Raw genomic sequence first — 12,476 nt, 5'->3', positions numbered from 1 at the left:
CGCAGAAGGAGAAGGCGGTGTTTGCCTTTCCCGTTTCATGGTCCCGAGTTCGTCCGGTCTGGACACAGGCGCATTGACCAGCCCCGCGGAGAAATCCGTGGGGCTGGTCATTTTCAGCCGCTGGCGGCGCGGAAATCGGCCGGCCGGATGCCGTGCCGGGTCAGCTTGTCATAGAAGGTCTTGCGCGGCAGTTTCAGCCGCGCCATCGCCTGGGTCGCGTTGCCCTCGGCCATGCGCAGCGCGTCGCGGATCAGCTCGGCCTCGTAATCGGCGACCAGATCGGCCAGGCCCGGCGGCGCGGCATCGCCCCCCGCGCCGTCGAAGGCGGACAGCCCCAGCGCATGGCTTTCGGCGAATTGCTGCAATTCGCTGAGATTGCCCGGCCAGCCATAGCCGGCGAGCCGCGCCTTGACCGCTCCCGTCACCGGCGCCACCGGCAGGTTCAGCCGCTGGCAGGCCTGCAGCAGGAACTGCCGGAACAGCGCCGCCACGTCCTCGCGCCGCTGCGCCAGCGCCGGCATCTGCAGGGTCGCGGCCGAGAGGCGATAGTAGAGGTCGCCGCGGAACGTCCCCGCCTCGACCATCTGGCCCAAGTCGGCCCGGGTCGAGGCGATCAGCCGCAGGTCCAGCGGGCGCGGCGCCGCGGCGCCGGCAGGCCAGATCTCGCCCGCGTCGAGGATCGCCTGCAAGCGGGCCTGCAGGGCCGGGGCCAGCGCCTCGATCTCGTCCAGGAACAGCGTGCCGCGATGGGTCTTTTCCAGCTTGCCGGGCTGGCGCGGCTGGCGCGAGCCGGCGGGTTCCTGGCCGATGAACTCGGATTCGAACCGCGCCTCGTCCAGCGCCGCGCAAGTGATGCGGGTGAAGGCACGGCCCCGGCGCGGGCTTTGCCGGTGGATCGCCCGCGCCGCCGTGCGCTTGCCCGAGCCCTGGGGGCCGATGATCAGCACGTCGCCGCCCCGCTCGGCCAGCCGCGCGATGCTGTCGCGCAGGTGGACCATGACGGGCGAGGCGCCGGAAAGGCCGATCTCGGTCGCGGGCTCTTCGGCGGGGCGGGCGCGCAGGGCGCGGTTTTCCAGCACCAGCGCCCGCGCGGATGCGGCCCGGGCCAGCGCCGCCGCCAGGGGGCCGCCGCCGATCGGCTTGGTCAGGAAGTCATAGACGCCCTGCTTCAGCGCCGCGACCGCCATCGGCACATCGCCATGCCCGGTCAGCAGGATCACCGGCAGTTCCGGGTCCAGCGCATGGATGCGCTCGAACAGCTGGAAGCCGTCCAGCCCCGGCATCCGCACGTCCGACAGCACCACGCCGGGCCAGTCGGGGCCAAGGCCGTGCAGCGCCTCGGCCGGGTCGTCGAAGGTTTCGGCCCGGAAGCCGGCCAGCTTCAGCGCCTGCGCCTGCGCGGCCAGAAGGTCGGGGTCGTCGTCGACCAGGCGGACAAGCGGGGCCTCGGTCATGGCATCCTCGGCAGGTCGAGGTGGAAGCTGGCGCCCTGCCCCGGCTTGGAGGGCGCGGCCGTCAGCTCGCCGCCGAAGTCGCGGGCGATCTCGCGCGAGATCACCAGCCCCAGCCCCAGCCCGCTGGGCTTCGAGGTGGCGAAGGGGGTGAAAAGCGTCGCCGCGATGCCGGGCGCCAGCCCCGGCCCGTTGTCGCGGATGCTCAGCCGCACGCGGTCGGGCTGCTGGTCCAGGTCGATGCGCAATTCGGCGTCCGGGCGGCCCGAGAGCGCCTCTTGCGCGTTCTGGATCAGGTTGACGAGGATCTGCTCCAGCCGCACCCGCTCGGCCCGCACGGTCAGGCCGGGCGGGATCTGCGGCAGCAGCACGCGGATGCCCTCGGCCCGGCGGCGGCTGGCGACCAGCAGCAGCGCCGCGTCCAGCGCGTCCTTCAGCGCCACGGGCCCAAGCTCGCCGGTGGCCTTGCGGGCAAAGCCGCGCAGCTCGGTGGTGATCTGGGCGATGCGGTCGGACATGCGCAGGATCTGGTCCAGGTTGCCCGCCACATCCGGCGCCGCGCCCTCGGGCAGCATCTGTCGGCCGTTCTCGGCCAGAAGGCGGATGGTGGCGAGCGGCGTGTTCACCTCATGCGCGACGCCGGCGGTGATCTGGCCCAGCGTCGCCAGCTTGTTGGCCTGGACCATCTCGCCCTGCAACTGCGCCAGCCGCTGCTCGGCGGCGCGACGCTCGCGCATCTCGGCGGTCAGGTCGCGGGTGCGTTCGTCCACGGCACGCTCCAAGTCGGCGCGGTAACGCCGCTCGGCCTCGGCGCGGCGGGCGGCGCGGGTGCGGGCGCGCGCGGCCCAGATGCCGGCACCCAGCAGCAGCGACAAAAGGAATCCCACCGTGCCGGTCGCCAGCGCCGCCGCCTGGGCGGCCGGGGCCGAGGGCGCGCGGATCACCAGCCGCCAATCCGCCCCCGGCACCGGCAGTTCGGCCCCGACCTCGCCCGCCGCCTGCGCCGGCAGCGGGCCGAAGCGCAGCGCCGGCCGGCTCGACAGGATCACCTGCCCGGTCGCATCGGTGACCATGATCCGTTCGCCGGCCTGGGCCCAGTTCTGCTCGGTGCGGTCGAACTCGACCTTGACCACGATGACCCCGCGCGGCTGGCCGTTCACCGCCACATCATGCGACAGATACAGGCCCGGCCGCTTGCTGACCGTGCCAAGCGCGAATTGCGTCGCCTCGCCGCGCAGCAGGGCTTGGCTGAAATAGTCGCGAAAGCCGTAGTTCGAGCCGACGAAGCTGGCCGGCTGGTCCCAGTTCGAGGCGGCGATGGCCAGCCCCTCGCGGTCCAGGAGATAGATCACCGCGCTGTCGGTATCGGCGCGCAGCCGTTCCAGCTTGCGCGAGGCGCGCGCCACGGTCCCGGCGCCCGGCGCGGCCAGGGCGTCCCGCATCAGGCTGTCGTCGGCCAGCACCGCGGCCACCGCCCGCTGCTTGGCGAGCACGCTTTCCAGCGCCTGCACCCGGCTGCGCGCCGTCACCTCGAGCTGCTGGTGCAGCTCGCGCGGCGCATTGTCGCGCACCGTGACGAAGGTCAGCGCCAGAACCGCCAGCGCCGCCGCCAGAACGGCAAGCGCCAGCGCCAGCCGCCGCATCCGCGCCGAATCAGCCATGCCCGCCTTCCTCCCCGCCTTTGTGTGGAATTCCACACTAGCACGGCGGACCTATGCGGAAAACCACACATATTGCAACCCCGAACGCCGTCAAAAACCCATGATTACAACGCATTGCTGTCATGCGCCCGGCTTTTGGGCGCCGGCGCCCGCCGCCTTATCATGGCTGTCACATACCCGTCATTCGCAGGTCGGAGGAGGCCCCATGCAAATCGACACCTCGGCAGCGCCGGTCGTTCACGCGCCGCGCCCGTTCTATCGCCACCTGTATTTCCAGGTGCTGATCGCCATCGCCGCCGGCGCGCTGATCGGCCATTTCTACCCCCAGACCGGCGAGGCGCTGAAGCCCCTGGGCGACGCCTTCATCAAGCTGGTCAAGATGATCATCGCCCCGGTCATCTTCCTGACCATCGTCACCGGCCTTGCGGGCATGGGCACGCTCAGGGGCGTGGGCTCGGTCGTGGGCAAGGCCTTCGGCTATTTCCTGACCTTCTCGACCTTGGCGCTGATCGTCGGGCTGATCACCGCGAACGTCATCCAGCCGGGCGCCGGCATGAACATCGACCCGGCGACGCTGGATGCCAGCAAGGTCGCCGACTATGCCGCCAAGGCGCATGAATCGACGCTGACCGGCTTCGTCATGGACATCATCCCCACCACGATGACCTCGGCCTTCGTCGAGGGCAACATCCTGCAGGTGCTGTTCATCGCCATCCTGTTCGGCATCGGCCTGATCCTGATCGGCGACAAGGGCAAGCCGGTCGTCGCGCTGTTCGAGGCGATCAGCCATGCCGTGTTCCGCATGGTGGACATCCTGATGAAGGCCGCGCCGATCGGGGCCTTCGGCGCCTTCGCCTTCACCATCGGCAAATACGGCATCGCCTCGGTGGTGAACCTGGCGGCGCTGGTCGGCACCTTCTACCTGACCGCGGCGCTGTTCATCGTGGTGATCCTGGGCACGGTCTGCCTGCTGAACGGCTTCTCGATCTTCCGGCTGATCTCCTATCTCAAGACCGAACTGCTGCTGGTGCTGGGCACCTCGTCCTCGGAATCGGCGCTGCCCTCGCTGATGGAGAAGATGGAGAAGGCCGGCTGCAAGCGCTCGGTCGTCGGCTTGGTCGTGCCGACCGGCTACAGCTTCAACCTGGACGGCACCAACATCTACATGACGCTGGCGGCGCTGTTCATCGCCCAGGCCACCAACACCGACCTGTCGCTGCAACAGCAGGTGCTGCTCTTGCTGGTCGCCATGCTGTCCTCGAAAGGCGCGGCAGGCGTGACCGGGGCGGGCTTCATCACGCTCGCTGCGACGCTGTCGGTGGTGCCCACGGTGCCGGTCGCCGGCATGGCGCTGATCCTGGGCGTGGACCGCTTCATGTCGGAATGCCGCTCGATCACCAACTTCATCGGCAATGCCGTCGCCACCGTCGTCGTCAGCCGCTGGGAAGGCGCCCTGGACCGCGAGCAGTTCGACCGCGCCCTGAACGGCGAGGCCACCGGCGCGGCCCGTCCGATCCGCGACCTGCATCCGGCCCCCGCCGGCCTGCAACTGAACGAGGCCAGCGCCGACTGAAGGCGCCAGGACCAAGGCCGGGCCGGCGTGCTGGAGACGGCGCGCCGGCCTTTCCCTGTTCTCAGCCGTGCAGAAGGCGGTGGGCGGCCTCGCGCAGCACGCCCGCCACCTCGGGATGCACCACCGCCGCCCGGTCCTGATAGGCGCGCGCCGTCTCATGCTCGCGCCCGGGCCGCAACAGCGGCGTGCTGAGCAGCAGGTCCATCAGAAAGGCCCGCATCGCATCCCTGTCGCCGTCTTCCGCCTTCATCGCTTCCTCCCATGCCTGCGCCCCATCCTGACCCGGTCCGGCGGCGATGGGCAGGCAAAGAAACCGCAAGGCTATTTCAAGCGTTGCTGCACAATCGCCGGTTCCCGGGGCGCTGACCAAGGCGCTGGCCCTGCCGGCCGGTCTGCGGCAGCATCGCCGCCACGCAAGAACGGGGAAACAGCCATGACCAAGACCATTCTCGGCCTCAGCGGCAGCCTGCGCCGCGCCTCCTTCAACAGCGGGCTGCTGCGCGCCGCCGCCGATGCCGCGCCCGAGGGCACGACCATCCGGATCGGCTCGATCCGCGAGGTGCCGCTCTACGACGGCGACCTGGAAGCCGCCGCGGGCCTGCCGGGCGCGGTGCAGGCGCTTCAGGCCCAGCTTGCCGCCGCCGACGGGCTGCTGCTGGTGACGCCGGAATACAACAACGGCGTGCCGGGCGTGTTCAAGAACGCCATCGACTGGATGTCGCGCGGCGACGGGCTGGGCCTGTTCGTCGGCAAGCCGGTGGCGCTGATCGGCGCCTCGCCCGGCGGTTTCGGCACGATCCTGGCGCAGAGCCACTGGTTGCCGGTGCTGCGCACGCTGAAGACGCGGCTGTGGACCGAGGGCCGGCTGATGGTGTCGCGCGCGGGCAGCGTCTTCGACGACCAGGGCAACCTGACCGACGACAAGACGCGCGGGCAGCTGCGCGACTATCTGGCCGGCTTCGCGTCCAGCCTCTAGGGGTCCTCGCCGGGCTTCGTGGTGAACAGCGGCGCCCATTCGGGATGCCGGGCATATTGGCCGCGCACGAAGGGGCAGCGCGGGACGATGCGAAAGCCGTGCGCGCGCGCGTCCTGCAGCATGAAGTCCAGCAGCGCCCGCGCCACGCCCTTGCCGGCCATGCTGTCCGGAACGCCGGTATGGTCGGCGCTGATGACGCCCGGCCCTTCGACGGTGAAGGTGATCTCGCCCTCGCCCGCGATACCGGGAATGCGAGCGACATAGCGGCCCGGCTCCTTGCCCAGTTCGATCCCGTCGGCGCCGCTCATCCCGATACCCCGGGGGCGAAGGTCTTGCGGAACCAGTCCTGGATCAGCAGCTTGTCATGGACGAAGCGGCGGCTGTCGCCCTTGCCGCGCGGGTCCCACAGGTAGTTCATGTCGTGAAGCCGCGCGTCGCCCTGGCGGATCACCTTGCCGCCCTGTTCCAGCTGCCAGCGCATGTGGATGCGCGGCGGCGTGGTGTCGCGCAGGAAGCGCACGTCCTGCCAGCCGGTGCGCCACGGCTCGAAATCGCCGGCAAGGTCCATCTCCAGCACCTCGATCCGCAGGCTCTGCCCGCTGGGCAGGTAGCGCGCGCCCAGTTCGGCAAACCAGCGATCAAACTCGGCGAGGGCCGAGGCGCGGCTGCGCGCCTGTCGGAACTCGCGGTCCCGGAACGTCTCGGGCGCGACATAGGTCACGCCGACCGGTCCCGCCGCCATGGCCTCCACTGGCGCGGCCATGGCCAGCATCATCGTCAATCCCAGGGTTTTCGCGACTGCGCCGCGCATGGCTCGTCCTCCGCATATCCAAGCCCCATGCGCAAGGATATGGGCAGGCCGGGACACGAAGTCAAAGCATCGCCCGGCTGCGCCGGTGGCGCCGTTCCAGCAGATCGGTCATGCGCGCCACCAGATCGTCCGCCGCACCACCGGATTCCCAGGCGTAAAGCGCCACCACCATGGCCGGCTCGGTCCCGAAGGCGGCGCAGCGCCGCAGCCCGGCGCCTTCGGCCGCGGCCAGGGGCAGCAGGGTGATGCCCAGCCCGCGCTCGACGCCCAGCAGCACGCTGTGCAGGCTGCTGCCGGAAAAGGCGACATACCAGCGCCGACCCTCGCGTTCGATGCGCTGGAACATTACGTCGCGGTAAAGCCCGCCGGGCGGGAACACCACCAGCGGCACCGGATCGGCCCAGTCCCGCGCCAGCATGGCACTTTCGAACCAGCCCATCGCCTCGGCAAAGCTGGCGCGGCAGTCGCGGGCGGCGGCCTGTTCCTTGACGACCACGATGTCGAGCTCGCCCGCGCGATAGCGCCGCATCAGCTCGCGGCTGAGACCCACCGTCACGTCCAGCCGGATTTGCGGGCAGCGCGCGGCGAAGTCGCGAAAGATGTCGCACATCGCCGGGTTGAAGATGTCCTCGGGCAGGCCCAGCCGCAGGGCGCTGCTGCCGGCGGGATCGCCAAGCGCCACCGCCGCCGCCTCGTGCAGTGCCAGGATGCGGCGGGCATAGCCCAAGAGCCGCTCGCCCTGCGGCGTCGGCAGCACCGGCCGCGCCTCGCGCGCGACCAGCGGCTGGCCCGCGGCCTGTTCCAGCCGCGACAGCTGCTGGCTGATCGTCGATTGCGTCATGTTCAACTGGCCGGCGGCGCGGGTGAAGCTGCCGGTCTCGACGATGGCGACGAAGGCGCGCAGCAGGCGGGGATCGAGCATGGATTCCTCATTCGATTTCGAAATGATTATCATGCCGACATTTAATTTCCAGATGATAGGCCCCGGCCCTATCCTCCGAGGCGACCCGATTCCTGACCGGAGATCCCCATGCAGCCCCTGTCCCACCCAAGCCGCCGCACCTTCCTGGGCGCCGGCGGCGGAATGCTCGCCGCCTCGTCCCTGTTGGGCGCCGGCGCCGCCGCGGCCGCCACGCCCGAAGCCACCGCGACCGCCATCGACAACCCGCATTACCACCTGACCGAGGTCCGGCTCGAGGACGGCTTCACGCATGAGGGCGAGTATGTCGCCGCCACCCGCACGGCGCTTTACACGCTGGAGATCCGCGACGGCGCCATTGTCGCGATCCACGCGACGGATGCCGCGCTGGATGCCTCGGTCCCGCGCTATTCGGCGGGCGGCGCGCTGGCGCTGCCGGCCTTTCGCGATATGCATATCCACCTGGACAAGACCTTCTACGGCGGGCCCTGGCAGGCGCCGCTGCCGCGCCAGGGCAAGACGATCATGGATATGATTGCGCGCGAGGAGGTGCTGCTGCCGAAACTGCTGCCGACCTCGCAGCAGCGGGCCGAGGCGCTGATCGAGTTGCTGTTGTCGCAGGGCACCACCATGGCGCGCAGCCATTGCAACATCGACCCGGTCAGCGGGCTGAAAAGCCTCGAGCACCTGCAGGCCGCGCTGCAGAAGAACCGCGACCGCTTCGACTGCGAGATCGTGGCCTTTCCGCAGCACGGGCTGCTGCATTCCAAGGTCGACGGGCTGATGCGCGAGGCCATGGCCCTGGGCATCGATTTCGTCGGCGGGCTGGACCCGACCAATGTCGACGGCGACATGAAGGCCTCGATCGATGCGATGTTCGCCATCGCGCTGGACCACGGCAAGGGCGTGGACATCCATATCCACGAAACCACACCGGCCGGCGCCGAGGCGATCCGCTACATGGTCGAGACGGTCGCGCGCACGCCCGAGCTGAAGGGCAAGCTGAACCTCAGCCACGCCTTTGCCCTGGCCACCCTGCCCGAGTCCGAGCTGGACCCGCTGGCCGAGCGCATGGCCGAGCATGGCGTCACGGTGATCTCGACCGTGCCCATCGGGTCGCTGGTCATGCCGCTGCCCCGGCTGCGCGAGAAGGGCGTGACGCTGATGTCGGGCACCGACAGCGTCATCGACCACTGGTCGCCCTTCGGCACAGGCGACATGCTGGAAAAGGCCAACCTGCTGGCCCAAGTCTATGGCGGGCGGGACGAATTCGCCCTGACCCGGGCGCTGGCCATCGCCACCGGCGACGTGCTGCCGCTGGACCAGGACGGCAATCGCGCCTGGCCCCGGCCCGGCGACGCGGCGGAATTCGCGCTGGCTGATTGCAGTTGCTCGGCCGAGGCGGTGGCGCGGCGTTCGCCCCGGGTCGCGACCTTCCACAAGGGCCGGCTGGTGCATGGCGCGGTCGCCCGCGCCTGACCCTGTGCAAGTGCCGGGCGCGCGGCTATGCTGCCGCCCGGACAATGCAAGGAGCAGGCGATGGAACAGCGCAAACTGGGCGCGACGCTGACGGTCTCGGCCATCGGGCTGGGCTGCATGGGGCTGAGCCAGGCCTATGGCCACCAGGACGAATCCGCCTCGGTCGCGACGCTGGAGCGCGCGGTCGATCTGGGCGTGACCTTCTTCGACACCGCCGAGGTCTATGGCGTGCATCACAACGAGCAGCTGCTGGGCCGGGCGCTGAAGCCGTTCCGCGACCGGCTGGTGATCGCGACGAAGTTCGGTTTCACCTACAGCCGCGACGCCAACGGCTTTGGCGAGATCACCGGCACCGACGGCACGCCGAAGAATGCCCGCGCCGTGGCCGAGGCCTCGCTGAAGCGGCTGCAGACCGATGTGATCGACCTTTACTACCTGCACCGCGCCGACCCGGCCGTGCCGATCGAGGACACCGTCGGCGCCATGGCCGCGCTGGTGGCCGAAGGGAAAGTCCGCGCGCTCGGCCTGTCCGAGGTCTCGGCCGAGACGCTGCGCCGCGCCCATGCCACGCATCCGATCACCGCGCTGCAAAGCGAATATTCGCTGTGGACGCGGGACGTGGAAACCAACGGCGTGCTGGCCGCCTGCCGCGAGCTGGGCGTGGGCTTCGTGCCCTTCAGCCCGCTGGGCCGCGGCTTCCTGACCGGCCAGGTGCAGACCGAAACCCTGGGCCAGGACGATTTCCGCCGCCGCCTGCCGCGCTTCCAGCCCGAACATGCCGAGACGAACCGCAAGCTGGTCGCGGTGGTCGAGGGCGTCGCCCAGGCCAAGGGCGTCAGCGCGGCGCAGGTGGCGCTGGCCTGGGTGCTGGCGCAGGGCCAGGACATCGTGCCGATCCCCGGCGCCAAGCGCATCCCCAACCTGGAGCAGAACGTCGCCGCGACCGGCATCACCCTGACCGCGGCCGAGCGCGAGACGCTGGAACGCGCCTTTGCGCCCGAAAACGTCTCGGGCGGGCGCTATCCGGCCAGCTTCTCGGCCATGTCGGAACGCTAGTCCGGCGGCTTGCCGGCCGGGCGGCGATCCGCTAGCCCTTTGCGGCGCAACAGGACGAAGCCGATGCCGACCACGACCGAACCCCGCCCGCTGCTGGCCGCCGCCTGGATGATGGGCGCGGTCGCGGCCTTCACGCTGATGGCCGTGGCCGGGCGCATGGTCCAGGGTGAGCTCGACACGTTCGAGATCCTGGCCTGGCGCTCGCTGATCGGGATGGCGATCATCGCCGCCGTGCTGAGCCTGCGGGGCGACTGGGGTGCGGTAAACCTGCGCCGGCCCGGGCTGCACCTGGCGCGCAACGTCACGCATTTCGTCGCGCAGAACCTGTGGTTCCACGCCCTGTTCACCATCCCGCTGGCGCAGGTCTTTGCGCTGGAATTCACCGCGCCCCTGTGGGTGCTGATCCTGGCGCCGTTTCTTCTGGGCGAGCGCCTGACGCGGGCGCGGGCGCTGTCGGCGGGCCTGGGTTTCCTTGGCATCCTGGTGATCGTGCAGCCGGGCGCGGCCGGGATCTCGGCCGGGGCTTTGGCCGGGGTCGGGGCGGCGGCGCTGGCGGCGGTGGGCTTCGGGCTGACCTATGTCTGCACCAAGATGCTGACCGGCGTGGCCGGGGCGTCCTGCATCCTGTGGTGGATGTCGCTCAGCCAGGCGCTGATGGGGCTGGCCTGCGCCGGGCTCGACGGCGGCATCGCCCTGCCTTCGGCGGCGGCGGCGCCCTGGGTGCTGGTGCTAGGCCTGACCGGGCTCGGGGCGCATTTCTGCATCACCAGGGCGCTGGGGCTGGCGCCGGCGACGCTGGTCATGCCCTTCGACTTCCTGCGCCTGCCGGTGATCGCCGTGGTCGGGCTGCTGCTTTACGCCGAGCCGGTCGGGCTGGCCGTGGTCCTCGGCTCGGCGCTGATCCTGGCCGGCAACTATCTCAACATCCGTGCCGCCGGCCGGCCCGCCGCCGAGGCTCCCGCATGAGCACCGCCACCCCCGCGACCCGCTTCCTGCAAGCCAAGGGCGTCGGCTTTCGCCCGGTCGAATACCGCTATGACCCCGGCTCGGACCGGGTGGCGCTGCAGGCGGCCGAGGCCATCGGCCTGCCGCCCGAGCGCCTGCTCAAGACGCTGATGGTCGAGGTGGACGGCCGGCCCGCCTGCGCCGTGGTGCCGGGCGACCGGGTGCTGTCGATGAAGCGCGTGGCCGCGGCCTTTGGTGGCAAGTCGGCGGCGATGATGCCGCCCGCCAAGGCCGAGCGGCTGACCGGCTATCACACCGGCGGCATCAGCCCCTTCGGCCAGCGCCGCCCCGCGCCGGTGCTTTTCGAGGCCGCCGCCCTGACCACGCCCGAGGTCGCGATCAACGGCGGCAAGCGCGGGCTGTTGCTGCTGCTGGACCCGCAGGCGGCCATGGCGGCGCTGGAGGCCGGGGCCGCGGCGCTCTGCGCCGACTAGCCCGACCGACCGGGGCCGGGCCCATGGTCCCGGCATGGGAAAACGGCGGCCGAGCATCCCGACCGCCGCCTTATTGATGCGTTCCCGGTGCTTTCAGCGCGCCCGGACCGGCGCGACGACCGAAACAATGCGGTGGCTTTTCTTGTCCACCAGCACCAGATGGTCGGCGATCACGCGGTATTCCTGCCCCCGGGGCGCCTTCGCCATGCGGCTGTCGCGCGGCGGCGTCCAGGGTCGGCCGGCGCGGGCATCCTCGCCGACATGCGGCGCCGGGCGACCGTCGCGGCGGGTCTCGTTCCGGGCCTCGCGGCGGTGCTCGGGCTTGGCCTGCTTGTCCTGCGGCGGCGGGGCGGGGCATTTGCGATCCTGCTGCCGGCATGCGGGCGGCTGGCCCTCGGGACGGCTCTCGGCCAGGGCGCCCTGCGCGGACAGGACCAGGGCGGCCATGGCGCCCATCATCAGAAGACGACGCATCGCGTTATCCTTTCGGTTTCGTGGAAATTCGAGGGGATCAGCCGGCGCGGTCCGGCCGCTCGGGGCCCTGCGGCCCGGGTTGGCTTTCGACCAGCCGTGCCAGTTGCTCGGGCTGCAAGGCGCCACGCAGGGCGGTGGTCGCCACCAGCAGCGCCTGCGCCTTGTCGGCCCGGGCCAGCACCGCCTGCGCCATGCGCTCGGCCATGAGCTGGCCGGCCTCGGGTCCGGGCGGCGGTTCGGGCTGCATGAAGCCGATCAGCGCCTGGCAATAATCGCGCCAAGGTTCTTGTTGTTCAGGGGTGATGCCGAGATAGGTCTCGGTGGCCGACAGATGCGCGGCAAGGTCCAGCCCGCCCGCCATCCGCCCCGGGGCCGGCATCGGCAGAGCCATCGGGCCGGCCGCATGGGGGGCATGGGGCACCGGGGCCTCGGCCCGAGGTTGGGGCTGGGGCTGGGGCTGGGCCTTTTGCGCCTGCACGGCCACCGGCGCGCTCAGCAGGGCGAGCAGGCTGGCGGCCAGCATGGTCTTGATCGGGAATCGCTGCATCAGCGGGGCTCCTTGCGGTTTCGATGCCCTAAGGCTAGCGCCCGCCCGTGTCCGGCTTAGGTCCGCCGCGTGACGAATGCTTGCCGGAGC

At 70.7% G+C, this 12,476-nt stretch carries 14 protein-coding genes; 6 read left to right on the top strand and 8 right to left on the bottom strand.

Annotated features, from left to right (window positions below; all coding sequences use genetic code 11):
* Positions 1-113: 113 nt before the first annotated feature.
* A complete protein-coding gene (locus ASV56_RS20950) occupies positions 114-1,454 on the bottom strand; it encodes a sigma-54-dependent transcriptional regulator (RefSeq protein WP_062563904.1) in 1,341 nt (446 codons plus the stop codon).
* Complete coding sequence (locus ASV56_RS20945; RefSeq protein WP_062563903.1) at positions 1,451-3,112, bottom strand: sensor histidine kinase; 1,662 nt, start codon at positions 3,110-3,112, stop codon at positions 1,451-1,453. Before ASV56_RS20945 ends, ASV56_RS20950 begins: the two co-directional genes overlap by 4 nt.
* 205 nt (positions 3,113-3,317) lie before the next feature.
* Between ASV56_RS20945 and ASV56_RS20940 the strand changes: the two genes are divergently transcribed.
* The gene (locus tag ASV56_RS20940) at positions 3,318-4,685 is read left to right on the top strand and encodes a dicarboxylate/amino acid:cation symporter (protein ID WP_062563902.1); all 1,368 of its coding nucleotides are present in this window, start codon (positions 3,318-3,320) and stop codon (positions 4,683-4,685) included.
* A 61-nt stretch (positions 4,686-4,746) separates the two neighbouring features.
* On the opposite strand, the gene ASV56_RS20935 is transcribed toward ASV56_RS20940, so the two are convergent.
* Positions 4,747-4,935 carry a hypothetical protein gene (locus ASV56_RS20935; protein ID WP_062563901.1) on the bottom strand — a complete coding sequence of 63 codons (189 nt, stop codon included), beginning with the start codon at positions 4,933-4,935 and terminating at the stop codon, positions 4,747-4,749.
* Positions 4,936-5,118: 183 nt separating this feature from the next.
* Here ASV56_RS20935 and ASV56_RS20930 point away from each other — a divergent pair, with 183 nt between their 5' ends.
* Positions 5,119-5,661, top strand: a complete 543-nt coding sequence (locus ASV56_RS20930; RefSeq protein ID WP_062563900.1) for an NADPH-dependent FMN reductase — start codon at positions 5,119-5,121, stop codon at positions 5,659-5,661.
* On the opposite strand, the gene ASV56_RS20925 is transcribed toward ASV56_RS20930, so the two are convergent.
* The 3 genes from ASV56_RS20925 to ASV56_RS20915 form a co-directional block, all read right to left on the bottom strand.
* On the bottom strand, positions 5,658-5,969 hold the full coding sequence (locus ASV56_RS20925) for a GNAT family N-acetyltransferase (protein WP_062563899.1): 312 nt from the start codon (positions 5,967-5,969) through the stop codon (positions 5,658-5,660). The genes ASV56_RS20930 and ASV56_RS20925 overlap by 4 nt on opposite strands.
* A complete protein-coding gene (locus ASV56_RS20920) occupies positions 5,966-6,472 on the bottom strand; it encodes a DUF3016 domain-containing protein (protein ID WP_253880203.1) in 507 nt (168 codons plus the stop codon). The genes ASV56_RS20925 and ASV56_RS20920 overlap by 4 nt, the downstream gene beginning before the upstream one ends.
* A 61-nt stretch (positions 6,473-6,533) precedes the next feature.
* The gene (locus tag ASV56_RS20915; protein ID WP_062563898.1) at positions 6,534-7,394 is read right to left on the bottom strand and encodes a LysR family transcriptional regulator; all 861 of its coding nucleotides are present in this window, start codon (positions 7,392-7,394) and stop codon (positions 6,534-6,536) included.
* A gap of 108 nt (positions 7,395-7,502) precedes the next feature.
* Between ASV56_RS20915 and ASV56_RS20910 the strand changes: the two genes are divergently transcribed.
* The 4 genes from ASV56_RS20910 to ASV56_RS20895 all read left to right on the top strand — a co-directional run bounded on the left by ASV56_RS20910 (position 7,503) and on the right by ASV56_RS20895 (position 11,365).
* The gene (locus ASV56_RS20910) at positions 7,503-8,870 is read left to right on the top strand and encodes an amidohydrolase family protein (protein ID WP_062563897.1); all 1,368 of its coding nucleotides are present in this window, start codon (positions 7,503-7,505) and stop codon (positions 8,868-8,870) included.
* 60 nt (positions 8,871-8,930) lie between these two features.
* Complete coding sequence (locus ASV56_RS20905; RefSeq protein WP_062563896.1) at positions 8,931-9,926, top strand: aldo/keto reductase; 996 nt, start codon at positions 8,931-8,933, stop codon at positions 9,924-9,926.
* Between the two features lie 63 nt (positions 9,927-9,989).
* A complete protein-coding gene (locus ASV56_RS20900; protein ID WP_062563895.1) occupies positions 9,990-10,892 on the top strand; it encodes a DMT family transporter in 903 nt (300 codons plus the stop codon).
* Positions 10,889-11,365 (top strand): aminoacyl-tRNA deacylase, encoded by a 477-nt coding sequence (locus ASV56_RS20895; protein ID WP_062563894.1) that lies wholly within the window; start codon positions 10,889-10,891, stop codon positions 11,363-11,365. The genes ASV56_RS20900 and ASV56_RS20895 overlap by 4 nt, the downstream gene beginning before the upstream one ends.
* A 93-nt stretch (positions 11,366-11,458) precedes the next feature.
* On the opposite strand, the gene ASV56_RS20890 is transcribed toward ASV56_RS20895, so the two are convergent.
* Positions 11,459-11,839, bottom strand: coding sequence for a hypothetical protein (locus ASV56_RS20890; protein ID WP_062563893.1), 381 nt, complete (start codon positions 11,837-11,839; stop codon positions 11,459-11,461).
* Positions 11,840-11,876: 37 nt separating this feature from the next.
* Entirely contained in the window at positions 11,877-12,386 is a 510-nt protein-coding gene (locus tag ASV56_RS20885; protein WP_062563892.1) for a hypothetical protein, read from the bottom strand.
* Between the last annotated feature and the right edge of the window lie 90 nt (positions 12,387-12,476).

It is taken from the genome of Paracoccus aminovorans, from assembly GCF_001546115.1.
In the GTDB taxonomy this organism is placed as follows: Bacteria; Pseudomonadota; Alphaproteobacteria; order Rhodobacterales; family Rhodobacteraceae; genus Paracoccus; species Paracoccus aminovorans_B.
This window is presented reverse-complemented; position numbering and strand designations above follow the sequence as displayed.